The organism is Haloarcula litorea (assembly GCF_029338195.1).
GTDB classification, from domain to species: Archaea; Halobacteriota; Halobacteria; order Halobacteriales; family Haloarculaceae; genus Haloarcula; species Haloarcula litorea.
Genome location: NZ_CP119779.1, coordinates 1,867,100 through 1,889,498 on the forward strand (window position 1 = coordinate 1,867,100; position 22,399 = coordinate 1,889,498).

24 protein-coding genes are annotated in these 22,399 nt (G+C 72.1%); 14 read left to right on the top strand and 10 right to left on the bottom strand.

The window, feature by feature from the left end; all coding sequences use genetic code 11:
- Nucleotides 1-127 precede the first annotated feature (127 nt).
- The 3 genes from uvrA (at nt 128) to P0592_RS10025 (ending at nt 6,186) form a co-directional block, all read left to right on the top strand.
- Nucleotides 128-3,109 (top strand): excinuclease ABC subunit UvrA, encoded by a 2,982-nt coding sequence (gene uvrA, locus P0592_RS10015; RefSeq protein ID WP_276270746.1) that lies wholly within the window; start codon nt 128-130, stop codon nt 3,107-3,109.
- Nucleotides 3,110-3,171: 62 nt separating this feature from the next.
- Complete coding sequence (locus P0592_RS10020) at nt 3,172-5,055, top strand: S9 family peptidase (protein WP_276270747.1); 1,884 nt, start codon at nt 3,172-3,174, stop codon at nt 5,053-5,055.
- Between the two features lie 162 nt (nt 5,056-5,217).
- The gene (locus P0592_RS10025; protein ID WP_276270748.1) at nt 5,218-6,186 is read left to right on the top strand and encodes a WD40/YVTN/BNR-like repeat-containing protein; all 969 of its coding nucleotides are present in this window, start codon (nt 5,218-5,220) and stop codon (nt 6,184-6,186) included.
- On the opposite strand, the gene P0592_RS10030 is transcribed toward P0592_RS10025, so the two are convergent.
- Nucleotides 6,183-6,569, bottom strand: coding sequence for a hypothetical protein (locus P0592_RS10030; protein WP_276270749.1), 387 nt, complete (start codon nt 6,567-6,569; stop codon nt 6,183-6,185). The genes P0592_RS10025 and P0592_RS10030 overlap by 4 nt on opposite strands.
- Before the next feature lie 104 nt (nt 6,570-6,673).
- Between P0592_RS10030 and P0592_RS10035 the strand changes: the two genes are divergently transcribed.
- Nucleotides 6,674-7,108: a DUF5518 domain-containing protein gene (locus tag P0592_RS10035; RefSeq protein ID WP_276270750.1), complete on the top strand. Its 435-nt coding sequence runs from the start codon at nt 6,674-6,676 to the stop codon at nt 7,106-7,108.
- Nucleotides 7,109-7,158: 50 nt separating this feature from the next.
- The gene (locus tag P0592_RS10040; protein ID WP_276270751.1) at nt 7,159-8,241 is read left to right on the top strand and encodes a geranylgeranyl reductase family protein; all 1,083 of its coding nucleotides are present in this window, start codon (nt 7,159-7,161) and stop codon (nt 8,239-8,241) included.
- A 1-nt stretch (nt 8,242) separates the two neighbouring features.
- Here P0592_RS10040 and P0592_RS10045 read toward each other — a convergent pair whose 3' ends face one another.
- Entirely contained in the window at nt 8,243-8,482 is a 240-nt protein-coding gene (locus P0592_RS10045) for a DUF8151 family protein (RefSeq protein ID WP_276270752.1), read from the bottom strand.
- Between the two features lie 73 nt (nt 8,483-8,555).
- Between P0592_RS10045 and P0592_RS10050 the strand changes: the two genes are divergently transcribed.
- The gene (locus P0592_RS10050) at nt 8,556-8,786 is read left to right on the top strand and encodes a DUF7860 family protein (protein WP_419181096.1); all 231 of its coding nucleotides are present in this window, start codon (nt 8,556-8,558) and stop codon (nt 8,784-8,786) included.
- Between the two features lie 9 nt (nt 8,787-8,795).
- Here the strand turns inward: P0592_RS10050 and P0592_RS10055 are convergent, their stop codons facing one another.
- Nucleotides 8,796-9,476: a hypothetical protein gene (locus P0592_RS10055; protein WP_276270753.1), complete on the bottom strand. Its 681-nt coding sequence runs from the start codon at nt 9,474-9,476 to the stop codon at nt 8,796-8,798.
- 81 nt (nt 9,477-9,557) lie between these two features.
- On the opposite strand from P0592_RS10055, the gene P0592_RS10060 reads away from it, so the two are divergent.
- Entirely contained in the window at nt 9,558-9,953 is a 396-nt protein-coding gene (locus tag P0592_RS10060; protein ID WP_276270754.1) for a hypothetical protein, read from the top strand.
- On the opposite strand, the gene ygfZ is transcribed toward P0592_RS10060, so the two are convergent.
- The 4 genes from ygfZ to mutL all read right to left on the bottom strand — a co-directional run bounded on the left by ygfZ (nt 9,944) and on the right by mutL (nt 15,453).
- Nucleotides 9,944-11,029, bottom strand: coding sequence for a CAF17-like 4Fe-4S cluster assembly/insertion protein YgfZ (gene ygfZ / locus P0592_RS10065; protein WP_276270755.1), 1,086 nt, complete (start codon nt 11,027-11,029; stop codon nt 9,944-9,946). The genes P0592_RS10060 and ygfZ overlap by 10 nt on opposite strands.
- A 38-nt stretch (nt 11,030-11,067) precedes the next feature.
- Nucleotides 11,068-12,315 (bottom strand): Ig-like domain-containing protein, encoded by a 1,248-nt coding sequence (locus P0592_RS10070; protein WP_276270756.1) that lies wholly within the window; start codon nt 12,313-12,315, stop codon nt 11,068-11,070.
- Between the two features lie 69 nt (nt 12,316-12,384).
- The gene (locus P0592_RS10075) at nt 12,385-13,323 is read right to left on the bottom strand and encodes a PfkB family carbohydrate kinase (protein ID WP_276270757.1); all 939 of its coding nucleotides are present in this window, start codon (nt 13,321-13,323) and stop codon (nt 12,385-12,387) included.
- 66 nt (nt 13,324-13,389) lie between these two features.
- Nucleotides 13,390-15,453, bottom strand: coding sequence for a DNA mismatch repair endonuclease MutL (mutL, locus tag P0592_RS10080; RefSeq protein WP_276270758.1), 2,064 nt, complete (start codon nt 15,451-15,453; stop codon nt 13,390-13,392).
- Between the two features lie 99 nt (nt 15,454-15,552).
- Here mutL and P0592_RS10085 point away from each other — a divergent pair, with 99 nt between their 5' ends.
- The 3 genes from P0592_RS10085 (at nt 15,553) to P0592_RS10095 (ending at nt 17,640) form a co-directional block, all read left to right on the top strand.
- The gene (locus tag P0592_RS10085) at nt 15,553-15,717 is read left to right on the top strand and encodes a hypothetical protein (protein WP_276270759.1); all 165 of its coding nucleotides are present in this window, start codon (nt 15,553-15,555) and stop codon (nt 15,715-15,717) included.
- An 88-nt stretch (nt 15,718-15,805) separates the two neighbouring features.
- Entirely contained in the window at nt 15,806-17,062 is a 1,257-nt protein-coding gene (locus tag P0592_RS10090) for an HAD family hydrolase (protein ID WP_276270760.1), read from the top strand.
- Nucleotides 17,063-17,133: 71 nt separating this feature from the next.
- Nucleotides 17,134-17,640, top strand: coding sequence for a hypothetical protein (locus tag P0592_RS10095; RefSeq protein ID WP_276270761.1), 507 nt, complete (start codon nt 17,134-17,136; stop codon nt 17,638-17,640).
- 9 nt (nt 17,641-17,649) lie between these two features.
- On the opposite strand, the gene P0592_RS10100 is transcribed toward P0592_RS10095, so the two are convergent.
- Entirely contained in the window at nt 17,650-18,408 is a 759-nt protein-coding gene (locus P0592_RS10100) for a hypothetical protein (RefSeq protein ID WP_276270762.1), read from the bottom strand.
- A gap of 85 nt (nt 18,409-18,493) precedes the next feature.
- Between P0592_RS10100 and P0592_RS10105 the strand changes: the two genes are divergently transcribed.
- The 3 genes from P0592_RS10105 to P0592_RS10115 are packed head-to-tail and all read left to right on the top strand — an operon-like array spanning nt 18,494 to nt 20,091.
- A complete protein-coding gene (locus P0592_RS10105; protein ID WP_276270763.1) occupies nt 18,494-19,093 on the top strand; it encodes a class I SAM-dependent methyltransferase in 600 nt (199 codons plus the stop codon).
- A gap of 46 nt (nt 19,094-19,139) precedes the next feature.
- Nucleotides 19,140-19,784: a helix-turn-helix domain-containing protein gene (locus P0592_RS10110; protein WP_276270764.1), complete on the top strand. Its 645-nt coding sequence runs from the start codon at nt 19,140-19,142 to the stop codon at nt 19,782-19,784.
- 55 nt (nt 19,785-19,839) lie between these two features.
- Nucleotides 19,840-20,091 (top strand): HalOD1 output domain-containing protein, encoded by a 252-nt coding sequence (locus tag P0592_RS10115; RefSeq protein WP_276270765.1) that lies wholly within the window; start codon nt 19,840-19,842, stop codon nt 20,089-20,091.
- Nucleotides 20,092-20,103: 12 nt separating this feature from the next.
- On the opposite strand, the gene P0592_RS10120 is transcribed toward P0592_RS10115, so the two are convergent.
- Complete coding sequence (locus P0592_RS10120; RefSeq protein ID WP_276270766.1) at nt 20,104-20,766, bottom strand: helix-turn-helix domain-containing protein; 663 nt, start codon at nt 20,764-20,766, stop codon at nt 20,104-20,106.
- A gap of 210 nt (nt 20,767-20,976) precedes the next feature.
- Between P0592_RS10120 and P0592_RS10125 the strand changes: the two genes are divergently transcribed.
- Nucleotides 20,977-21,939 (top strand): C-terminal binding protein, encoded by a 963-nt coding sequence (locus tag P0592_RS10125; RefSeq protein WP_276270767.1) that lies wholly within the window; start codon nt 20,977-20,979, stop codon nt 21,937-21,939.
- Here the strand turns inward: P0592_RS10125 and P0592_RS10130 are convergent, their stop codons facing one another.
- Complete coding sequence (locus tag P0592_RS10130) at nt 21,940-22,314, bottom strand: hypothetical protein (protein WP_276270768.1); 375 nt, start codon at nt 22,312-22,314, stop codon at nt 21,940-21,942. It lies immediately after the preceding gene.
- Between the last annotated feature and the right edge of the window lie 85 nt (nt 22,315-22,399).

The window sequence follows — 22,399 nt, forward strand, 5'->3', positions numbered from 1 at the left end:
GGACCACGCCGTCATACCGGTCGGAGAGCCAGCGGCGGAAAAAGCCGGACGGCCCCGTCGGTCGCCGCCGTGGCCGGCACCCGCAACCGACAGGGTTTCACGGCCCCCGTCCTTGGAGACGCCATAGATGAGCAAGGACGTCATCGAGGTCAGGGGTGCCGAGGAACACAACCTCAAGGACGTCGACGTGGAGATCCCCCGGGAGGAGCTCACCGTCGTGACTGGACTGTCCGGGTCCGGGAAGTCGTCGCTGGCCTTCGAGACGGTGTACGCCGAGGGGCAGCGGCGCTACATCGAGTCGCTGTCGGCCTACGCCCGGAACTTCCTGGGGCAGATGGACAAGCCACAGGTCGAGAACGTCGAGGGGCTCTCGCCCGCGATCTCCATCGACCAGAAGAACGCCGCCAACAACCCCCGCTCGACGGTCGGGACCGTCACCGAACTCCACGACTACCTCCGCCTGCTGTACGCCCGCATCGGCGTGCCACACTGTCCGGAGTGTGGCCGCGAGGTCGGCGAGCAGTCCGCCCAGAACATGGTCACGCGCATCCTCGAACTGCCCGAAGGGACCCGCGTCAAACTGTGTGCGCCGGTCGTCCGCGACCAGAAGGGGGCCTTCGAGGACCTGTTCGACGACCTCGTGGGCGACGGCTACTCGCGGGTGGAAGTCGACGGGGAGTCGTACGACCTCACCATCGACCGGCCGGACCTCGACGAGAACTACGACCACACGATCGACGTGGTCGTCGACCGCGTGACGGTCAGCGACGAGGCTCGCTCGCGAATCACCGACTCCGTCGAGACCGCGTTAGCGGAGGCCGACGGGACGCTGAAGGTCGTCCTGCCGGACCCGCCTGAGGGGGCCGAGGAGGACCTCGGCGGGTCGACCGCGCGCTCGACCGGCGACATCGCCGGGGCCGGCGAGTCCGAAGACCACAGCGACCGCGACCGACTGGTCGTCGAGCTCTCCGAGGACCTCGCCTGTACCCACTGTGGCATCGACATCAGCGAGGTCGAGACCCGCTCCTTTTCGTTCAACTCTCCCCACGGTGCCTGCCCGGAGTGTGAGGGGCTGGGCGAGACCAAGGAGGTCAGCGAGGACCTCGTGATCCAGGACCCCTCGAAGCCGCTCAAGCACGTCTTCGAGCCCTGGAGCTACGACCGGACCTACTACTCGCGCCAGCTCGACAACGTCGCCGAGCACTTCGGCGTCTCCCTGGAGACGCCCTTCGAGGAGCTGGACGAGGAGATCCGGCGGCAGTTCATCTACGGGACCGACGACCTGGTCCACTTCCAGTGGACGACCAAGAACGGCACCCGGGAGAAGACCGAGCGCTTCGAGGGGGTCATCCCGAACCTGGAGCGCCGCCACGTCGAGACGGACTCCGACCGCGCGCGCGAACACATCGAGGAGTACATGGCGACGACGACCTGTCCGGTCTGTGGCGGGACGCGCCTGAAGTCCGAGTCCCGCGCGGTGCTGGTCGACGGCACCGCGATCACCGAGGTCAACGAGATGTCCATCGGCGACGCGCTGGCGCACTTCGAGGGGCTCGAAGCGAACCTCTCGGCCCGGGACACCAAGATCGCCGAGGAGATCCTCAAGGAGATCCGCGCCCGGCTGGGCTTCATGGAGGAGGTCGGGCTGGAGTACCTCACCCTGGACCGCGAGGCGGCCACCCTCTCGGGCGGCGAGAGCCAGCGCATCCGGCTGGCGACCCAGATCGGCTCGGGTCTGGTCGGCGTGCTGTACGTGCTCGACGAGCCCTCCATCGGGCTCCACCAGCGGGACAACGACCGGCTGCTGAACACCCTGGAGGAGCTCCGGGACCTGGGCAACACCCTACTCGTGGTCGAGCACGACACCGAGACGATGCGGCGGGCCGACAACGTCATCGACATGGGGCCGGAGCCGGGCAAGCGCGGCGGCGAGATCGTCGTCAACGGCCCCCAGGAGGCGCTGATGGACGCCGAGGAGTCGATCACCGGCGACTACCTCGCCGGCGAGCGCGCCATCCCGGTGCCCGACGAGCGCCGCGACGGCGACGGCCACCTCACCGTCCGGGGGGCCCGCCAGCACAACCTCGCGGACCTCGACGTGGCGTTCCCGCTCGGGACGTTCACCGCCATCACGGGGGTCTCCGGCTCCGGGAAGTCGACGCTGATGCACGACGTCCTCTACAAGGGGCTGGTGCGCCGGATGAACGACACCGACGTCAACCCCGGCGAGCACGACGACATCGAGGGCATCGACCAGATCGAGACGGTCCGACTGATCGACCAGTCGCCCATCGGCCGCACGCCCCGCTCGAACCCCGCGACCTACACCAACGTCTTCGACCACATCCGGGAGCTGTTCGCAGAGACCTCGCTGGCGAAACAGCGGGGCTACGAGAAGGGTCGCTTCTCGTTCAACGTCAAGGGCGGGCGCTGCGAGGCCTGTGGCGGCCAGGGCACCGTCACCATCGATATGAACTTCCTCTCTGACGTGCAGGTCCCCTGCGAGGAGTGCGACGGCGCGCGGTACAACGACGAGACGCTCGACGTCGAGTACAGGGGCGCGACCATCGCCGACGTCCTGGAGATGACCGTCGAGGAGGCCCACGAGTTCTTCGAGAGCCACTCGGGCATCCGCCGGCGGCTCCAGCTCCTGAAGGACGTCGGGCTCGACTATATGAAGCTCGGCCAGCCCTCGACGACGCTCTCCGGCGGGGAGGCCCAGCGCATCAAGCTCGCGGAGGAGCTGGGCAAGCAAGACTCCGGCGAGACGCTGTATCTCCTCGACGAGCCGACCACCGGGCTCCACCCGGAGGACGAGCGCAAGCTCATCGACGTGCTCCACCGGCTGACAGACGACGGCAACACCGTGGTCGTCATCGAGCACGAGCTGGACCTCGTGAAGAACGCCGATCACATCCTCGATCTCGGGCCGGAGGGCGGCGAACACGGCGGCCGGCTGGTCGCCGAGGGGACCCCGGAGGAGGTGGCGGCCGACGGGGACTCACACACCGGCCGGTACCTCCGCGACCTCCTGCCCGACGTCGATCTGGCGGGACCGCGTGCGGACCGCGAGGGCGACGAGATGGCCGCGAAGGCCGACGACGACTGACGACTCGGCCGCCTTCTGTTAACAGAACTACTAACTGACTGCCGGCCAACGATTCGCAAGCTATGGCCGACCCTGACGCCGACGACGTACTCGAATCGCTGGCGGAGCTCCCGACACTCGCCCACCCGACGGCGTCGCCGGACGGGTCGAAGGTGGCGTACTACCACGACGTCACCGGTCGCAACGAACTCCACGTGCTGGACGTCGAGACCGGCGAGACCGAGCAGTGGAGCGACGGCGAGGTGCCCCGCAACGCCCGGTGGCACGTCGAGTGGGACGCCGACGGCGAGCGGGTGTTCTTCCACCTCGACGACTCCGGCGACGAGCAGAACGACGTGTACGCCATCGACGCCGAGGGGACGGTCGAACCCGTCGTCGAGATGGACGGGCAGGTGGCCGTCCACGACGTGAGCGAGGACGGCGAGACGCTGCTGGTGGGGTCGACCCGGGACGGGCAGATGAACCTCTACGCCCACGACCTCGCGAGCGGCGAGACGACGAAGCTCACCGACTACGACCGGGCCGTCTGGACCGGCCTGTTCTCGCCCGACGGCGACCGCATCGCCTACGTCACCAACGAGTCCGACGACTTCGACAATATGGACGTCTACGTCGCCGACGCGGACGGCTCGAACCCCCGGAACCTCGCCGTCGGCGAGACCGGCGCGGAGGCCGGCCCGGCCGACTGGGGGCCGGACGGCCAGCGCCTGCTCGTCTCGGACAACAGCACCGACCTCGGGCGGTCGGGCGTCTACCACCTCGACAGCGGCGAGGTCGAGTGGTTCGAGAGCGAGTTCGAGGAGCAACCCCACTGCTTCACGGCCGACGGCGAGGGCTTCGTCGCGATCCGGACCCGCGAGGCCGCGAAGATGCCGGTCGTCTACGACCTCGACAGCGGCGAGGGCCGCGAACTCGCCCTCCCGGAGGGCGTCGCCAGCCCCGCCGGCGAGTCCCACCTGGCCGACGATCGCCTCCTGTTGACCCACACCACGCCGACCCGGCGGCCGGACCTGCTGGCCTACGACCTCGAAAGCGACGAGACGGAGACGCTGATCGAGGCCGAGTACGGGCCGTTCTCGCCCGCGGAGTTCGCCGACGCCGAGTACGTCACCTTCGAGTCCGACGGCGTCCCCGAGACCCGCCAGGCCGCCGTCGAACACGACCCCTACGACACGCTGGAGATCGGCGGCCTGCTGTACGACTCCGGCGAGCGCCCGTCGCCGCTGATCGTCAACCCCCACGGCGGCCCGCGGGCGATGGACACCAAGTCCTTCGACCTCTACACGCAGTTCCTCGTCGCGCAGGGGTACTCGGTGCTGCAGGTGAACTACCGCGGCTCGACCGGCCGCGGCCGGTCGTTCGTCCGCGAACTGTACGACGACTGGGGCGGTGCCGAACAGGGCGACGTGGCGGTCGGGGCCGAACACGTCCTGGCCGAGTACGACTGGCTGGACGAGGACCGCGTCACGGTCTTCGGGGGCTCCTACGGCGGCTACTCGGCGTACTGGCAGCTGGTCCAGTACCCCGACCTCTACGCCGCCGGCATCGCCTGGATCGGACTCACCGACCTCGACGACCAGTACGAGAACACGATGCCCCACTTCCGGACGGAGCTGATGGAGAAGAACATCGGGACGCCGGCGGAGAACCCCGAGTTCTACCGCGAGCGCTCCCCCGTCGAGTACGTCGAGAACCTCTCGGCACCGCTGTTCGTCCTCCACGGCGTCAACGACCGCCGGGTCCCGGTCTCGCAGGCCCGGCTGTTCCGCGAGGCGCTGGACGAGTACGGCTACACCGAGGGCGAGGACGCGGACTACGAGTACGAGGAACTGGGCGAGGAGGGCCACGCCTCCTCGGACATCGACCAGAAGATCCGGCTGTTCCGCCTGCTCGCGGACTTCCTCGACCGCCGCGTCGGCGTCGAGGCCGCGGCCGCGGACGACTAGAGCGACGTCGAGCGGTGGGGGCCGCTCGGAACCGCCGACGGTCGGGCGGGGGAGCGCGGCCCCCGGCAGTGGGCGGCCGTCGGCCGCGAGCGGCCCGGGCGGCACGCTGGCAGTTCTCGCGCCCGTCGATACCTTTCTCCCGGTGCCGTGCGTACGGGTGGCATGGACACCTGCTACGCCGCGCTGGACGACCGCCTGCTCGTCGGCGACGGCGAGTGGCGCGAGCGTCTGCGCGGGTACGACCTCGAGTGCGTCGCCGCCGACCGGCGGGTCCCCGACCGGGCCTTCGTCGGGACCGTCGACGCGGGACTGGTGCGGACCGGCGACGGCGGCCGCCGCTGGGACCCGGTCCTCTCGCCCCACAGCGCCGGCGCACCGGACCGCGTGACCAGCGTCACCGTCAGCCCCCACGACCCCGACGTGGTCTGGGCCGGGACCGAGCCGAGCGCCGTCTACCGGTCGACCGACGGGGGCGAGACGTGGGCCGAGCGCGAGGGGCTGACCGACCTCGACTCCGCCGGCCGGTGGTCGTTCCCGCCGCGGCCCCACACGCACCACGTCCGCTGGCTCGCCGTCGCGCCGGACGATCCCGACACCGTCTACGTCGCCGTCGAGGCCGGGGCGTTCGTCCGCAGCACCGACGGGGGCGAGACGTGGCTCGACCACCCGGCGGGGGCTCGGCGCGACAACCACACGCTGGCGGTCCACCCCGCCGCTCCCGACCGCGTCTACACCGCCGCCGGCGACGGCTACGCCCGGTCCGAGGACCGCGGCGAGACCTGGACCTACCCGCAGTCCGGACTCGACCACCGCTACGTCTGGGGGCTCGCCGTCCACCCCGACGACCCCGAGTGCGTCGTCGTCTCGGCGGCCAGCGGCGCGTTCGCGGCCCACGACACGGACGGCGAGAGCTACGTCTACCGGCGGACCGACGACGGCTGGACGACGGCGATGGCCGGCCTCCCGGAGCCGAACGGCCTCGCGCGGGCGGTGCTCGCGACCGACGAGACGGGGTTCCACGCGCTGACGAACCACGGGCTCTTCCGCTCGCCCGAGGGACGCGAGTGGACCCGCCTCGGCGCGTGGGACGACCGGTACGACCAGGTCCCTCGGGGGCTCGCGGTCGTCTAGACCGCGCCCAGCAGGGCGGTCAGCGTCCCGACGGTCACCAGGGTCAAACCGAGCGCGTAGCCAAGCAGTGCGATCGCCCGTCTGCGGTCGGCCCGGACCGCCTCGCGGTCGCTGGCACGGCCGCCCGCGCCACCGGACCCCGAGAGGTCGTAGCGGGCCAGCGCCGCGAACGCCACGCAGAAGCGGAACCGGTCCTGGAGGACGCCGAGCCACCCGCCGAAGACGAACGGGGCGGCGGCCCAGACCGTCGCCGCCGGTGCGAGGCCGAACAGCCGCGCCCCGACCAGCGCACCGGCGGCGAGAAACGACCCGACGCCGGCGGCCAGTCGCAGCCGTCGCTGCGTGCGCCCGATGTTGCAGACGCCGGGCTGGTAGTCGGCCATACCCGCGTTACGTGGTCGACAGGAATAAGCGGTGCTCGTCTCCGGCGTTCGGACCCAGAAACACTACCCGGAGATTGACGTACCACCCGGAACAAGCGCCGGCTATGTCGCCCACCTGGCCCCCCTCCGTCCTCCGCGACGACACCTGGCGGTACGGGATCGTCGCCGGGCTCGCCGTCGTCCCGTTCACCGCCGCGAGCTACTGGCAGACCGGCTCCGAGATGTCCCTCGGCGTCGTGTTCTGGGCCGGCGTCGTCGCCGGCTACCTCGTGAAACGTCGGGGGCTGGACGGCACCGCCGTCGGGTTCCGCGCGGGACTGGTCGGGGCGCTGCCGGGGCTGTGGATGGCCGCCGACCTGACCGCGTTCGTGCTCGGGCTCGGCGGCGGGTGGTTCCGGCTCCTCCAGCTCCTCGTGGTCGCCGTCGTGGTGTCGCTCCTGTTCCTGTTCGCGAGCGTCACCGGCGCGCTCGGCGGTCGCCTCGGCGGCTGGCTCGCCGAGCGGGGCGGCCACCCACGAGAGACCGGAAGCGGCGCGTGACCGCCCGGAATCGGGAACATACTTTTCCGCCGCCCCCCAGAGTGACGGGTATGTACGATGTCGTCGTCGTCGGCGTCGGTCCCGCGGGCGCTCGCTACGCCCGCCGCGCGGCCCAGCGGGGGCTGGACGTCATCGCCTTCGAGCAGGGCGAGGTTGGCGACCCGCTGGCCTGTTCGGGCCACGTCAGCACCGACGTCTGGGACTACACCGAGGACGCGCGCGGCGACCTCCTCCAGAACGAGGTCTCGGGTGCCCGGTTCCACACCGGCGGCCCGGGCAGCGAGGCCCATCCGTTCCACAAGGACGAGGTGATCTCGAACGTCATCGACCGCGTCGGCCTGGACCGCCACCTCGCGGACCTGGCCCGCGAGGCCGGGGCCGACGTGCGGGAACACCACACCGTCGTGGGCGTGACGGAGGACGGCGACGGTGTCACCGTCGAGGCGAAGGGACCGGACGGCGTCGCGACCCACCGCGCCCGGATGGTCGCGGGCTGTGACGGCCCCAAGAGCCGGGTCCGGCGGGAACTCGACCTCCCGGAACCGGGGGAACTCCTCCACGGCGTGCTCGGCTTCGACGAGACGCCCGACCACGGCGACTTCGTCGACGTCCACCTGACGGTCCCGCGGTTCTTCGCGTGGCGCATCCCCCGCGGCGAGGCCGGCGTCGAGTACGGACTCGCGGTGCCGCCGGGCGACGACGCGCCGGCCCGCTTCGACGAGTTCACCGCGGCCTACGACGCGGCCGTGAGCCGGCGCTGTTCCGGCCTCATCCCGGTCGGCCCGCCGAAACGGGTCACCGGAAGCCGGTCGTTCCTGATCGGCGACGCCGCCGCACAGACCAAGCCCTTCACCGGCGGGGGCATCCTCTACGGGATGACCGCCGCCGACCACGCCGCCCGCGAGATCGACCCGACCGAGCCGGCGACGCTGGGCGACTACGAGCGGGCCTGGCGCGACGACCTCCGCGGGGACATCCGCCTGGGCCACGCCGTCCGCGCGGGCTACTCGGTCCCCGAACCGATCCAGAAGGCCGGGATGAAGCTGTTCGAGGGCGAGATCGGCGTCCACATGGACCGGCCGTCGACGCTGTTCTCCCGCGAGCAGCTGGCCGCGCTGTTCTCGCGGTCCTGAGTCAGCCCGCGACGGTCGCCCGGAGCCCGGGGAGGACCCGCTTGTACCCCAGCAGGTAGACGCCGGCGTAGAGGAGGAGCGTTCCCATCCACAGTTCCCAGAGGCCGACGACCGACTGCCCGGCCAGCAGGTCGGCGACGCCGGCGTTCTCGGTCAGTACGCCGACGACGGTCAGCAGGCCCGACAGCAGCGCCGACCCGACCAGCCCGAGCAGTTCCAGCAGCGATTCGGAGAGGCTCATCGGCCGGTCGTATGCGAGAGGGGGTTGTAGTCCTTTCGTAGGAAGCGCAAGACGTTAGTCCCGCGGTACGGAGGTGGGCCGTACGGGACGGTACGGAAACCTCGACTACGGGACGATGGCGAAACGCGGCTTCCTGCTCGGGGCGGGCCTGTTCGCGTTGGGTGCGCTCGGTGAACTCGCGGCACACACACTCCTCGGCCCGCTTCCGGGATGGGGAGACCTGCTGCTGACCGATATGGAGGCGCTGGGTATCCTCATAGCGCTGTTCGCGCCGCTCGTGTTCGGGATCGTGCTCCCCCCCTGACCGAGTGAGTCACGCCTCGCCGGCGAGTTCGAGCGTCCCGCGGTCCGAAACCCGGACTGTCCGACCGAACCACCCGGGACGGCCGACCTGCAGGGTGAACGAACAGGCCACCCGTTCGGGCAGCGGATCACTGTCGAACGGGACGAGAAAGACGGGTACCCCGATCGTCCCCTCCGTCTCGATGCCGCGCAGTTCGACGACCAGTTCCCGGCGACCGCCGCGGTAGTCGGAGTACGCGGCGAACCCCTCCCACTGCCCGGGCGGCTGGACGCGGTACGCGAAGCCCCGTCGCTGGGTGTAGGCCGCCGGCGGCCCCAGCCGGAACCGGAACCAGTCGTGTCGGTAGCCGCGGTGTGACTCGCCGGCCGCGATGTCGCCGACGGTGGCGCTGAGCACGAACGGCAGCGTCGGCGAGCCGGCGTCGGCGTCCCGGAGGCCGTCGTAGTCGACCGAGGCGTAGCCGATCCCGTCGGCGTCGCCCTCGGTCGGCGGGTACCGCCAGGCCACCCGGTCCGGCCGGTCGGTCACGAGCTCGGCGTCGACCTCGTCGGGACCGGTCCCGGGCAGAGAGCCGACGCAGCCGGCCAGCGCGGTCGTGGCGGCCGTGCCGGCCGCGGCGAGGAACCGGCGGCGGTCGCGGTCGGCGGGCGGGTCGTCGGACCGTTCGCTGATGGAGGGGATCGGCGGCACACCCGGACGGTCGGACGGGGGAGGACGTAACCCCTGTGGCCGCGGCCACGCTTTTCAGCGAGAGGCCCGTTGGCACGGGATATGGAAGCGTCGCGGTTCACGAGGGCGGCGGCCGTCGTCGCCCTGCTCGGCTGCCTGGTCACGTTCGTCGGCCCGCTGGCGCTGGGTGCGGCCCCCGGCGTCCGCGGCAGCGTCACCCTCTCGGCGGTCGTCGGTGCCGTCTTCGCCGGGAAGAACGTCCTGACCGTCCGCGAGCGGGGCCGGCCCCGACTGGCCGCGGGCGTGATGGCGACCGTGCTGGGGCTGTGGCTCGTCGTCGCGCCGCTGCAGTACGAGTCGGTCGGCGCGGCCCTGACCGCCGTCACGCAGTTCGGCGGGATGTGCCTCGCGGCCTTCTCCGCGTACACGGCGCTCGTGGCCGTCGAGTACTACCTGGGGGAGCGGGACGTGCTGACCGACGACACCGGCTACTCGTAAGTCGGGAGGCGCGCGGAGGTCGCCGACCCCTCGACGAACGGCAGGTCGACCCGCTCGGCGGCGGCGTCGTCGCCGTCGACGCGGACCGTCAGCGACCCCGTCGGCAGGTCCCAGTCCACCGCCGCCAGTGCGATTGGCGACTCACGCATCGGACTGTCGACGGCTCGGGTGACGCTGCCGACGTGTTCGTCGCCGGCGAAGACGGCCGCGTCGGCCTCGGGCAGCGCGTCGACGGTCAGGCCGACCAGCCGCGTCGAGGGGTGGCCGCGGTTCTCGATCCGGGAGACGACCTCCTGACCGACGTAACACCCCTTCTCGAAGTCCAGGGCGTTGCGCAGGCCGAGGTCGTTCGGGAGCGCGCCCTCGATCTCGGTGTCGAACAGGGGCGTCCCGGCCTCCAGCGTCAGCCGCTCCCAGACGTCGTAGCCGAAGGGGACGGCGTTGAGCCCGCGGTTGACCAGCGTGTCGAAGACGGCCTCGGCGTCGTCGGCCGCACAGACCACGTCGTAGCTCTCCTCGCCGGCGAGGTCGTCGGTCCGGATCACGGAGACGCCGGCGTCGCCCAGCTCGCCGCGGTCGAACGACAGCGGCTCGTCGGGGGCGGCGGCCTGGTGGAGGACGCTGGCGATCTTCTCGGTGGCCTTCGGACCGTGGACGCCGAAGGTGGCGAAGTCGTCGGTGGCGACGCGGACGTCGACGTCCTGGATGAACGTCTTCTCGGCCCACTCCTCGGCCAGCGGTTCGGCCCGCTGGGGCGGCGTGAACACGAGCAGGCGCTCGCCGGCGTTGTAGACGTACATGTCCGTCTCGACGTGGCCGTCCGGACCGAGCAAGAGCGCGTAACAGCCCCGCCCGTCCTCGCTCGGCACGCGGTTCGAGACGGCGTTGTCGACGTAGTCGACGCGGTCCGCGCCCGTGACGACGACGACGCCGTAGGCGAACTCACAGACGCCGACGACGTTGCGGACCGCGCGCTGGGTCCGCTCGGGGCGGCCGTAGTCGCCGACGACCCGCCGGCCGCCGACCGCCCGGAAGGTCGCGCCGTGCGCGTCGTGGACGTCTTCGAGGACAGTCATTACCGTCGAGTGGGGGCCTCCCGCGGAAAAGCGTCCCGCTACCGACGGCGGGCGAGCAGCGCGGCGAGTGCGAGCGCGAGCAGCGCCGTCACGACGCCGAAGCCGGGACCGCTCCCGGGCAGCACCGACTCCGACTCGGTGGGCGTGGCCGTCTCGGTCGCCGTCGCGGTCGCCGTGTCCGTCGCCGTCTCCGTCGCGGTCCCCGCCGCGGCCTCGACGCCCTCGACGGTCGCGGTCCCGGAGAGCCCGTCTGTCGTCGCGGTGAACGTCAGCGAGCCGGCCGCCGTGACGTCGGCGACGACGACGCCCGCCGCGTCGGTCGTCCCGACCCGCTCGCCGCCGCGAGTGACGGTGGCGTTCGCGACGGGCTCGCCGTACTCGTCGGTCACTCGCAGACGGACCGTCTCGCCGACGACCACGCGACGGTTGTCCGGCGTCACCGTCAGCGCGGGGGTCCGCCGGACGGTGACGTTTACGTCGGTACCGGTCTCGCGGACGAGGACGCGGCGCTCGACCCGCTCGTAGCCGTCCTTCGTCACGACGAGGTCGTAGTCGTCGTTGACCGGGACCGCGATGGTAGCCTCGCCGTCCGAGAGGGTCTGGACGGTGCCGACCGACGGCACCCGGACGGTGGCGTTTCTGACCGGCCGGGGCGGGTCGAAGCGGTCGTCGGTCACGGCGACGGTGATCAGTGCCGACCCCTCGACGAGGCGGACCGTGGCCTCCGTCCGCCCCTCGACCGCCACCTCCGTCCGGTTGCGCAGGTAGCCGTCCTTGCCGACGATGACCCGGTAGCTCCCCCGCTCGATGCGGGGCGTCGTCACCGTCCCGTCTGCGTCGGTCCGCTGGTCCGTGACGAACTGACCCCCGGTGTAGAACTGGACGCGGGCGTCCTCGACCGGATCGCCGTCGCCGTCGACGACCGACAGCGTCGCGCGGCCCGACCGGCTGATGGGGACCTCGACGCTCCGCGTGCTCGCGTTCTCGGCGACGAACGGGTGGTTCCGGACGTACCGGTCGTCGTCGATGCGGACGGTCACGTCCGCCCCCTCGGGCACGTCAAGCAGCACCTGCCCGTTGGCCCGCGTCGTCTCGTTGACCGGGCCGCCGGCCCCGTCGTCCCAGGTCGCCGAGACGGCCACGTTGCTGACTGGATCGCCGTCGCTGTCGACGACGGTCACGGTCAGCGTGACCTGCTGCTCCTGTGCGGTGACCGCCGCCGGGGCGACGGCGGCGCAGGCGAGCGCGAGCACGCAGAGGACGACCGGCGTCCGGGCGGGAGACATACCGGTCGCTTCTGTCCCTCGGTACAACAGTATAGTGAGCTTACGCGGCCGGATGGATCGCGGGACGGGTCAGCGGCCCCGGTCGTCCTGGTCGGCGACGAGTCGGTCGACCTCAGCGGCCTCGATCGGGGTCAGCGGTCCCGGCATCGTCCGTGCGAGCGCGGCCGCGGCGGCCCCGTAGGCCAGCGCCTCGTCGGTCGCGGCCCCGTCGGCCAGCCGTTCGAGGACGGCTCCGACGAGGGCAGCGTGCTGACCGGCGGCGTCGGTCCCGTCGGTGTCGAAGGCGTCCTGCTCGTGGATGACGTTGTCGTGGTAGCCGACGACGCCTCGCTCGCTGCGGGTGAGCACGACCCGCGAGAAGCCGAACTCCGAGGCGATGGTGTGGACCAGTTCGCGGGCCGAGCCGGTGCGGTCGAAGACGGTCTTGGCCTGCTCCTCGCTGGCGAACAGCAGGTCCACCGCGTCGAAGAGGTCGCCGAAGGTCGCCCGGGCGGTCTCGACGTCCCAGAGGTCCGGGTGGAAGTCCAGGTCCAACGCCCGGATCCCGGGTGCCGACTGGAGCACCGTCCGGGTGGTGTCGGCCGCCGTCTCCGAGAGCGCCGCCGTCGAACCCGCCGCGAACACCGCGTCGGCGTCCTGGACGCGGTCGAGCGGGAGATCGGCCGGCGTCACCGTCCCCATCGCGGTGTCGGCCCGGTCCTGCAGGAGGCGGTCCGCGCGGGGATCGGCGGCCGACTCGTGGAAGGTCAGCCCCTGCCGCCCCTCGTCGGCCCAGACGACCTCCGTCTCCAGCCCGAACTCCCCGAGCTCGGCGACGACGCGCCGCCCCAGGGGCGTGTCCGGCACCTTCGAGCACCAGACGGCGTCGCCGCCGAGTCGGCTGGCCGTCGCCGCGGCGTTGCTCGCCATCCCGTCGACGCGCAGCTCGACTTCCCGGGCCGTCTCGAAGCGTCGTCCGTCCGGCGGTGCGAACCGGAGGGCCGTCTCGCCGAATGTCACCACCGTCATACCACGTCCATCGGGGGACGGGGGCTTAGTTCACCCGGCTGGGTCGACCGGCTTTCGACCGGTCGGTCACTCCCGCCGGCCCTGATGCCCGGGGTAGTCCCGCTCGAACCGGTCCTCGAGTTCGCCGCGGTCGATCTCGACGACCGTCGGCCGGCCGTGCGGGCAGGCGTAGGGGTTCTCGCAGTCGTCAAGCGCCGCCAGCAGGTCCCGGACCGACCCCTCCGTCAGCGACGTGTTGCCCGTCACCGACGGGTAACAGGCCAGGTCGCCGAGCAGCTCGTCGGCGGCGGCCTCGACGGTGGCGGCGGCCTCGTCGGCCCCCGCGACGAACGACGAGAGCAGGTCCCGGACGAGGTCGGGGCCGGCGGCGTCGGCGACCACGCCCGGCAGGGTCCTGACCTCGACGGTCCGCTCGCCGGTCCGGGCGGTGTGAAAGCCCAGGCTCGCCAGCGCGTCGGTCCGCTCGGCCAACACCGCGGCCTCGCGGGCGGTGAGCTCCAGCTCGACGGGGTCGGCCAGCGCCTGCGTCGTCGTCTCGCCGGCGAACTCCGCCTTGAGTCGCTCGTAGTTGACCCGCTCGTCGGCCGCGTGCTGGTCGATCAGCACCAGCCCGTCGTCGGTCTCGGCCACGACGTACGTCTCGTGCAGTTGGCCCAGCACCCGCATCGACGGCAGGCTGTCGTGGTCGGTCTCGGGGACGCCCGCGTCGCCCAGCCGGTCCTGCTCGTGACCGCCGCCGAACTTCCGGCCGTCGGTCGCGGTCGCGCCGCCGTCGCCGGGCTCGTCGGCCGGTGCTGTCCCGCCGCCCGCGCCGGTCGTCGTCGGGTCGGTCCCCGGCTCCCCGTCGCTGTCGCCCTCGCGGGTGCCGGTCCGGCCATCGTCATCCGGGTCGGTTCGACCCGAAGCGGCGGTGTCCGGCGGGCGGGCCGACCCGTCTGCCGCGTCGCTCGCGCCGGTTCGACCCGAACTCGGGGTCTCCCCGGACCCGCTCACGCCGTCGCCCGCACGTTCGGTCCCCGCCTCGTCGAGGTCGGCCCGGTCGCCACGCTCGCCGCTCGGGCTCCCCGGCGAGATCTCGGTCTGCTCGGGCTGGGAGCGGCCACGCGGGGCCGACGAGCGGAGCAGCCCCTCGTCGAGCAGCGCGTCCTCGACGGCGGTGCGGACCTGCTCGCGGACCCCCTCCTCGTCGGCGAACCGGACCTCCATCTTCCGCGGGTGGACGTTCACGTCCACGTCGCCGGCGGGCACGTCCAGGAAGAGGACCGCGAAGGGGTAGCGGTCCGGTGCCAGCTGGGTCCCGTAGGCGTCCACGACGGCGTCCTGGGCGGTCTTGGCCCGGACGTACCGGCCGTTGACGTACGTCGAGAGGTACTCGCGGCCGGCGCGGGTGGTCTCGGGGTGCGAGACCAGGCCGGAGACCCCCTCCAGCGGGCCGTCGGGGAGTGTCGCACCCTCGATTGGGACCATCGACTCCGCCACCTCCCGGCCGTAGACGGACAGCACCGTCCCGCGCAGGTCGCCCTGGCCCGTCGTGGCGAACGTCTCCGTGCCGTCGTGGGTCAGCGAGACGGCAACGTCCGGGTTCGCCAGCGCGTAGCTCGTGACGACGGTGTTGACGTGGGCGAACTCCGTCGTCGGCTGCTTGAGGTACTTCCGACGGGCGGGGACGTTGTAGAACAGGTCCTCGACCTCGATGGTCGTGCCCTCCGGACAGCCGGCGGGGCCGACGGACGTGACCTCCCCGCCCTCGACGACGAGTTCGGTCCCCACGTCCCCGCCCCGCGGTCGAGTGGTGATCGTCAGCCGCGAGACGGCCCCGATGGCGTGTAGCGCCTCCCCCCGGAACCCCAGGGTCCCGACGCCGCCCTCCAGGTCCCCGATGTCGCGGATCTTCGAGGTGGTGTGTTCCTCGACGGCCCGCTTCACGGCCTCGCGGTCCATTCCGATCCCGTCGTCGGTCACGCGGACCCCGTCGATGCCGCCCTCCTCCACGCTCACCTCGATCCGGTCGGCGTCGGCGTCGACGGCGTTCTCGACGAGTTCCTTGACGACCGAGGCCGGGCGCTCGACCACCTCGCCGGCCGCGATCCGTTCCACCGTCCGTTCGTCGAGCCGCCGGATGTCCGTCATCGCCTGCGGGTAACGGTCCCGCCGACTTGAGGCTGTCTGCCCGCGACCGGGACAACAGTTAACACACAGCAGTCCCGAGCCCCGACCGGGTGAGACCCGATGTGTCACCACCGCGGCGACGTACCCGACTGGGACAGCGCGTTCGAGGAGTTCGCGGAACACGACGACGACGAGGCCGACGGCGAGGACGAACTGCCGAGTTTCCTCAACGAGGCGGGCAGCGAGGACGCCGAGGTACTGACCGACGGCGGCGACGAGGCGTAGCGACCAGCCGTTTTTTCGGGGCCCCGACCGGGCGAACCGACCGCGAGCGTCAAGTGGGAGGGCGGCGACCGCTCCGGTAGAGACGCAGATGGAGCAGTACGACCAGCTGTACCGCCTCTACGAGGCGGCCGACACGGAGACGCTGCGGGCCTACCAGGAGTTCGTCGACCTTATGCCCCCGCTGCGCTCGCGCGTGGCGCTGGACCAGTGGGAGGACGCCCGCGAGGAACTCGACGACCGCAAGGACGCCATCGCCGACCAGTTCCCCGCGACCGGAGAGACCTACGCCGAACTGGCGGCCCACCTGACACGCGAGGAGGCCTTCACCGCGCTGGACCTCCAGTCCAAGTACGGCCGGGCGGTCAACGTCCTCGTGCTGGACGTCGACGAGACGCTCCGGTCGGCCGGCGACACGGACAACGAGATCCCCCGCGAGACGCTGCACCTCCTGACGGAGTTCCACGAGCGCGGGGTGCCCATCGTGGTCTGTACCGGCCAGACCCTGGAGAACGTCAAGGGCTTTGCCATCCAGGGGCTTGGCAACGCCGTCGTCTCCTCCGGGGACGTGAGCATCGTCTACGAGTCGGGAAACGGCGTGTTCACGCCGAAACACGGCCCGGAGACCAAGCGGCTGCTGTACGAGCGCCTGGACGACGAGGTGGTCGAACTGTTCGACGCCGTCCGCGGCCGGGCGCTCTCGGCGGCCCCCGAGCGGGTCCGGCACGGCTGTCACCTCCAGGGCAACGAGTTCAACGTCACGCTCAAGCCCAACGCCGAGGTGGGGTCGGCGACGGCCGTCGAGGTCGTCGACGAGGCCCTCTGTTACCTCTGTGGGATCGTCGGCGAGTCGGTCGCGGCCGGGGTCGACGCCCCCGTCGACGAGCCGGCCGCCCTCGCCCGGACCCACTTCGCGCGGGACCCCGAGATCGAGGGGGTACTCGCCGACGCGGGCCTGTCGACCGACGCCGCCCTCGACGCCGCGCCCGACGCGTTCCGCGACGTGCTGGACCGCGTCGACGTGGGCTACTACGAGGGCGACGCCGCCGAACTGGTCAGCCTCGAACTCGACAAGTCGGCGGGCGTCGAGGCCGCCCTCGACGTGCTGGGCGTCGAGGACCCGTTCGCGCTGGTGATGGGCGACAGCAAGAGCGACCTCCGGGTGATGGAGTGGGTCGCCGAGCACGAGGCCGGCGTCGCCGCCGCCCCGGACCACGCCTCCGCGGCCGTCCTCGACCACGTCCGGGACCGCGACGACCTCGTCTACGAGGCCGGCGAGGCCAGCAGCGTCCTGCGGACGGTGTACGGGCTGGCACTGCTTGTCGAACTGGCCGAGCGGCGGTCCTGAGCCGTCGGCGCACACGGGCGTGTGGGGCGTCAACACACAACAGTTAGACGGCCCGGGTCCCAACGCCCGCTATGTCGCTCGAACAGGCGTTCGATCGGGTGCCGGACCCGGGCTCGTACTCGTTCCCCGACTACTCGCTGCCACAGGGCGACCCCGTCCGCCCCGTCGCCGTGACCGCCGCCGAACTAGACGCGCTGCTCTCGCTGTACGAGCGCTTCGCCGCCGTCGACCCCAGCGGGGTGGAGGCGAATCCGTTCCTGCGGGCCACAAGCGAGTTCCTCCAGCAGACGTTCGGGACCACGCTGCAGCGCCCGGACGAGCGGCTCCACGACGACGTCGCCGCGATGCTCAACGACTTCTCGGACGACCTCGGCGGGGCCGACATCGGGGTCGTCGACGCGACGCCGGCCCACCACCGGACGCTGTACTTCTTCCTCACGGCCTGCAAGGCCTATCACCTCGCGCCCCACGTCCGCTTCGCGCCGGACCCGGCGGCCGTCGAGACGCTGTCTGACCTGTTCGAGCGGGTCGCGGACCAGGAGTTCTACCTCAAGCGGCCGCAGTCGGTCCTGGAGTGAGGTCGGTCGTCACCGCTCGACCATCGGCGTCGAGCAGCGCAGACACAGCGTCGACTCGCCGGTCCAGTTCACGTCCGTCGCCTCGCAGTTCGGACACCGGAAGCCGGCGTTGTCGTACGCCGTCGTCCCGCGCGGGGCCGCCAGGTGGCCCGCCTCGAGGGCCCGCGCGACCAGGCTCGGGAACCGCTGGCGCTTGAACGCCGCGCGGTGGCCGAGGAACCGACCGGGGTCGTCGGGGTCCGGGCCGTGCAGGTCCGCCCACGACACCGCGATCTCGCCGTCGTCCAGCCCGCGGGCGACCTGCTTCAGGGGGTCGGCGGCGGCCTCGAACAGCGTCGTCGTCGCCAGCGTCTGCGCGTCCGAGACGTCGGCCGCGGCGTCCGCGTAGGCGGCCTCTGCGTCCCCGTAGGCCTCGCCCGCGCCGTCGAGTCTGCCGGCGACCCGGAAGTCCGCGACGAACTCCCGGAGGCAGGCCCGCTGGCCCGGTGCCGCCAGCGCGTTCTCCAGGTCCCGCGCGACGGCGACGCCCTCGACACCGCGGCGGGTCGCCCGCTCGTCCAGCCCCGCCACGCGATACGCGAGCGCGGCACAGACGAGCCACTGGAGTCCGCGCCCGACCCACCCCCGCTCGTCGGCGTCGAACGGCGACCGCCCCTCCCGTGGGTCGGCCAGCCGCGCCCACCCCGCCCGCGTGTAGGCGTCGCCCGCCGCCGGGTAGTCGCGCTCGGCCAGCGCCGCCACCGCCGCGGCTCGATGGTCGTCGACCATGGCCGGGCGAGGGGCTCTACCGACACAAGCGTTCGGTCGCCGGCAGCGCGCGAGGACTCTTGCCGCCCGCGGCCCAACGTGTGGTATGGACCCCAACGAGGTGCGCCGCGCCTGGGACGCCCTCTCGGAGACGTACGCGCGGCGGCGGGACCCCGACGGCTCGGACGCCGACCTGATCGACGACCTGCTGGCGGCCCTGCCGGCCGACCCGACCGTCCTCGACGTCGGCTGTGGCGACGGCGCGCGGACGCTGGCGAACCTCCCGCCGGGCAGCGTCGGGCTGGACGTCTCGCGGCGCGGGCTCGAACTGGCCGCCGAGACCGTCCCCGAGGCCCGCCTGATCCAGGGCGAGATGAGCCGGCTCCCAGTCGCCGACGACAGCGTGGACGGGATCACCGCCTACCACTCCGTCTTCCACGTCGCCCGCGAGCGCCACCCCGAGGTGTACGCCGAGTTCGCCCGCGTCCTCCGGCCGGGCGGCCTCGCGCTGTTGACGCTGCCCGGCGGCCGCTTCGAGACGGTCCGGCGGGGCTGGATGGGCGGGCGGATGTTCTTCTCGGCTCCGGGCCGCGAGGCGACGCTGGCCCAGCTCCGGGACGCCGGCTTCGACGAGGTGTGGACGACGACGGCCGACGACCCGCTCGGGAGTTCGACGGCGTTCGCGTTCGCCCGGCTGCGGGCGTAGGTACGACCAAGACTTGATGGGTCACGCGGCTGTTGGCCCGTGCGGGATGAGCGTCATCGTGACGATAACCGTCCCGGCGGCGGACTTCGCGCTCGGCGGGACGCTCCCGGTGGACAGCGAGACGACGGTCCGACTGGAGCGTGTCGTCCCGATGAGCGGGGCGTTCGCCCCCTACGTCTGGATCACCGGGGCGACGCCGGCGACGGTCGAGGAGGCACTGACCGACGACGAGGCCGTCGCTTCCTTCGAACGACTGGACGAGGTCGACGGCGAGCGGCTCTACCGGCTCACCTGGACCCACTCGCCCAGCGGCGTGGTCGACGCGCTCGGGGACCACGGGGGTGAGGTCGTCGAGGCCAGCGCCCAGCGGGGGTCCTGGACCCTGCGCCTGCGGTTCGCAGACCGGGACGACCTGACCGGGTTCTACCGCTCGTGTCGGTCCAGCGGCGTCGACGTCGACGTGACCGCCGTCCACGACCCCGAGTCGAGTCCGGACTCGGAACTCGGCCTCACGGCGACCCAGTACGAGACGCTCCGCGCCGCACTGGAGGCGGGCTACTTCGAGGTCCCGCGTCGCACCAGCCTGACCGACCTGGCGGCGGAGCTGGGCGTCTCGGACTCGGCCGTGTCCCAGCGCCTCCGCCGGGGCGTCGGGACGCTCCTGCTCGCGACTGTGGCGGACGACGACTGACGGCGTCTGCTTGACCACCGAAGGAATTTAACTGTCACCGCCGCCTAGACGAAGTATGGAGACGTTCGAGGAGCCGCCCAGCGTCTGTGTCGTCCGGGCCGTGGCGGCGGACCACGGCGTCGACGTGGCTGCCCTCCCCCCGCTGTCCGAGGTCACCGACACGGACGCCCTCGACACCCTGTTCACCGACGCCGCACAGACAGCGCCCGACGGGTCCACGGACGCCCCGGTCGCGCGGTTCCGCTACGCCGACCGGCTCGTCGTCGTCCGCGGCGACGGCACCGTCGACGTGCGAGCCCCCGAGTGAGCGATCCGGCCGTCAGTCCCCGACCAGCGGTTCACGCTCCGTCCCCTCCCGGAGGGTCGCGGTGAGCAGCGTCGTCAGCCCACGTCTGAGTCGCTGGGACACGGCCGAGTCCGAGACCCCGAGGTCGGCGGCGAGGTCCTGGAGCGTGGCCCGCCGCGGGACGTCGAAGTAGCCCGCGTCCAGCGCGGTCAGGATGGCCTCTCGCTGGGGGCCGGTCAGCACGGAGTCGGCGACCCGCGACGCCCCGTCGACCTCGTCGACCGTCGCCGACACGCCGGCGTCCCGGCACGTGCGGTAGAACGTCGAGAGCGTGTCCCGGTTCGGGAACCGCGCCCGGAACGACCAGCCCTCCGCGTCGCCGATCGCGGCCAGCAGGACGCCCGAGGCCTCCGCCAGTATCGACAGCACGCCGTCGCGGGGCTCTCGCCAGCCGACGCGACAGAGCACCTCGCCGTCGACCTCGTCGACGGGAGTGACCGACTCGACGGCCGGGTGGTCGGGTCCGACCGACTCGACGGCGGCGGCCGTCGTCCCCGACACCCAGGCGTACGGTGCCGGGCCGTGGTCGACCGGGATCAGCGATTCGAGCCGCACCTGCACCTCCGTCCCGAGCGCCAGCAGCGACCGGAGCGGGAACTCGGCCGCCGGGAGCGTGAAACACGCGACGACGCTCATCGCTCCGGCGGTGTAGTCAGCGACGGTTCGGCAGCGACACAGTGACTCGAGCTCCGACGAGGCGGCATTAGCCTCCCGTACTGTACTCAGCACAATAGGGGACCGGCTGCGGTGTCGAAGTCATTTATACCCGGCGGCGGCGCTCGCCCTCGTTCCCGGCGCTCGGGAACGCCGCTGACGATTATGTGTGTCCAGTCCGTTCCGACAGCTATGCCGCGCATAGTCGCCAGCGACGACCCGATGATAGACGTCGACCTGCTCCGCGGGGAACTCGACGCCGAGGTGGTGGTGGCCGACACCAGCGACCCGGCCGCACTCGTCGACGCCGCGCGCGGGGCCGACGCGCTCGTCCTCGACGTGAACTCCCGGGTCACCGCCGGCGTCCTCGCCGCCCTCCCCGATCTGCGACTCGTCGCTCGCGCCGGCGTCGGCATCGACACCATCGACGTCGCGGCCGCCGCCGACCACGGCGTGACGGTGACGAACGTCCCGGAGTACTGCACCGACGAGGTGGCGACCCACACCGTCGCGCTCCTGCTCGACTGCGTCCGGACCGTCGCCGAGTACGACCGCGACGTGAAGGCGGGGACGTGGGACTGGACCAGCACCAGGGACATCCACCGGACGCGGGACCGCACCCTCGGCCTCGTCTCCTTCGGCCCGATCGCTCGCCGCGTCCGCGAGCAGGTCCGTGGGTTCGACTTCGACGTGATCGCCTACGATCCCTACGTCGACGCCGAGGAGACGGCCGCCGCCGACGTGGCGAAGGTCGCCCTCGACGAGCTGTACGAGCGGGCCGACTACGTCTCCCTGCACGCGCCGCTGACCGAGGAGACCGAGGGGCTGGTCGACGCCGACGCACTCGCCCGGATGCGGGACCACGCGATCCTCGTCAACACGGGTCGGGGCGGCCTGATCGACGAGGACGCGCTGGCGACGGCGCTGCGCGAGGGGACGATCGGGGGTGCCGGCCTCGACGTCCTCCGCGAGGAACCGCCCGGCGAGGACCACCCGCTCGTCGAACTGGACAACTGCGTCGTCACGCCCCACGCCGCCTGGCGGTCCGTCGAGGCCCGCCGCGACCTCAACGAGACCGTCGCGGCGAACGTCGGGGCGGTCCTGGCCGGCGAGACGCCGCCGGACCGCGTCGACCCCGACACCGACTGGCTGTAGTCAGCAGCGGGCGAACGCCCGGCGGGCGCTGCCGAGGGCGCTCTCGCCGGCGACCGTACCCCGGACGTCCCGCGCGAGGTTCCGGAGGTACGCCGCCGGTCCGGGATCACAGGTCCCCGCCCGACGGGCCTGCCGGTAGTCGCAGTACAGCGCCACCGGCAGCGTCGGCGCGACGAGGACGGCGGCGACGCCGACGCCGACGGACAGCGGGTGGCCCGCGGGGACCGCGAGCGCCGCCACACCGAGGAGCGCGAGCGCGGCCGCACCGTGGACGACGGTCGGTCGCCAGTTGTGCGTCGGCGTCGTCCGCTCGGTCGCCGATCCCACGGATTGATCGCCGGGCGTCGGGTCCGTGTGGCTCGATGGGTGCGACATACGCGTCGGTACGCACCCTACCCGGATCACCGACCGGTTGGCGTGCGCCGAATCACACGGGAAGTATATGTGGCTTCGTGTCGTA

What these genes read in the sequence shown, in the direction of transcription:
- uvrA (WP_276270746.1), top strand. Translation starts at nt 128, where the DNA reads ATGAGCAAGGACGTCATCGAGGTCAGGGGTGCCGAGGAACACAACCTC.
- P0592_RS10020 (WP_276270747.1), top strand. Translation starts at nt 3,172, where the DNA reads ATGGCCGACCCTGACGCCGACGACGTACTCGAATCGCTGGCGGAGCTC.
- P0592_RS10025 (WP_276270748.1), top strand. Translation starts at nt 5,218, where the DNA reads ATGGACACCTGCTACGCCGCGCTGGACGACCGCCTGCTCGTCGGCGAC.
- P0592_RS10030 (WP_276270749.1), bottom strand. Translation starts at nt 6,569, where the DNA reads ATGGCCGACTACCAGCCCGGCGTCTGCAACATCGGGCGCACGCAGCGA.
- P0592_RS10035 (WP_276270750.1), top strand. Translation starts at nt 6,674, where the DNA reads ATGTCGCCCACCTGGCCCCCCTCCGTCCTCCGCGACGACACCTGGCGG.
- P0592_RS10040 (WP_276270751.1), top strand. Translation starts at nt 7,159, where the DNA reads ATGTACGATGTCGTCGTCGTCGGCGTCGGTCCCGCGGGCGCTCGCTAC.
- P0592_RS10045 (WP_276270752.1), bottom strand. Translation starts at nt 8,482, where the DNA reads ATGAGCCTCTCCGAATCGCTGCTGGAACTGCTCGGGCTGGTCGGGTCG.
- P0592_RS10060 (WP_276270754.1), top strand. Translation starts at nt 9,558, where the DNA reads ATGGAAGCGTCGCGGTTCACGAGGGCGGCGGCCGTCGTCGCCCTGCTC.
- ygfZ (WP_276270755.1), bottom strand. Translation starts at nt 11,029, where the DNA reads ATGACTGTCCTCGAAGACGTCCACGACGCGCACGGCGCGACCTTCCGG.
- P0592_RS10070 (WP_276270756.1), bottom strand. Translation starts at nt 12,315, where the DNA reads ATGTCTCCCGCCCGGACGCCGGTCGTCCTCTGCGTGCTCGCGCTCGCC.
- P0592_RS10075 (WP_276270757.1), bottom strand. Translation starts at nt 13,323, where the DNA reads ATGACGGTGGTGACATTCGGCGAGACGGCCCTCCGGTTCGCACCGCCG.
- mutL (WP_276270758.1), bottom strand. Translation starts at nt 15,453, where the DNA reads ATGACGGACATCCGGCGGCTCGACGAACGGACGGTGGAACGGATCGCG.
- P0592_RS10085 (WP_276270759.1), top strand. Translation starts at nt 15,553, where the DNA reads ATGTGTCACCACCGCGGCGACGTACCCGACTGGGACAGCGCGTTCGAG.
- P0592_RS10090 (WP_276270760.1), top strand. Translation starts at nt 15,806, where the DNA reads ATGGAGCAGTACGACCAGCTGTACCGCCTCTACGAGGCGGCCGACACG.
- P0592_RS10095 (WP_276270761.1), top strand. Translation starts at nt 17,134, where the DNA reads ATGTCGCTCGAACAGGCGTTCGATCGGGTGCCGGACCCGGGCTCGTAC.
- P0592_RS10100 (WP_276270762.1), bottom strand. Translation starts at nt 18,408, where the DNA reads ATGGTCGACGACCATCGAGCCGCGGCGGTGGCGGCGCTGGCCGAGCGC.
- P0592_RS10105 (WP_276270763.1), top strand. Translation starts at nt 18,494, where the DNA reads ATGGACCCCAACGAGGTGCGCCGCGCCTGGGACGCCCTCTCGGAGACG.
- P0592_RS10110 (WP_276270764.1), top strand. Translation starts at nt 19,140, where the DNA reads ATGAGCGTCATCGTGACGATAACCGTCCCGGCGGCGGACTTCGCGCTC.
- P0592_RS10115 (WP_276270765.1), top strand. Translation starts at nt 19,840, where the DNA reads ATGGAGACGTTCGAGGAGCCGCCCAGCGTCTGTGTCGTCCGGGCCGTG.
- P0592_RS10120 (WP_276270766.1), bottom strand. Translation starts at nt 20,766, where the DNA reads ATGAGCGTCGTCGCGTGTTTCACGCTCCCGGCGGCCGAGTTCCCGCTC.
- P0592_RS10125 (WP_276270767.1), top strand. Translation starts at nt 20,977, where the DNA reads ATGCCGCGCATAGTCGCCAGCGACGACCCGATGATAGACGTCGACCTG.
- P0592_RS10130 (WP_276270768.1), bottom strand. Translation starts at nt 22,314, where the DNA reads ATGTCGCACCCATCGAGCCACACGGACCCGACGCCCGGCGATCAATCC.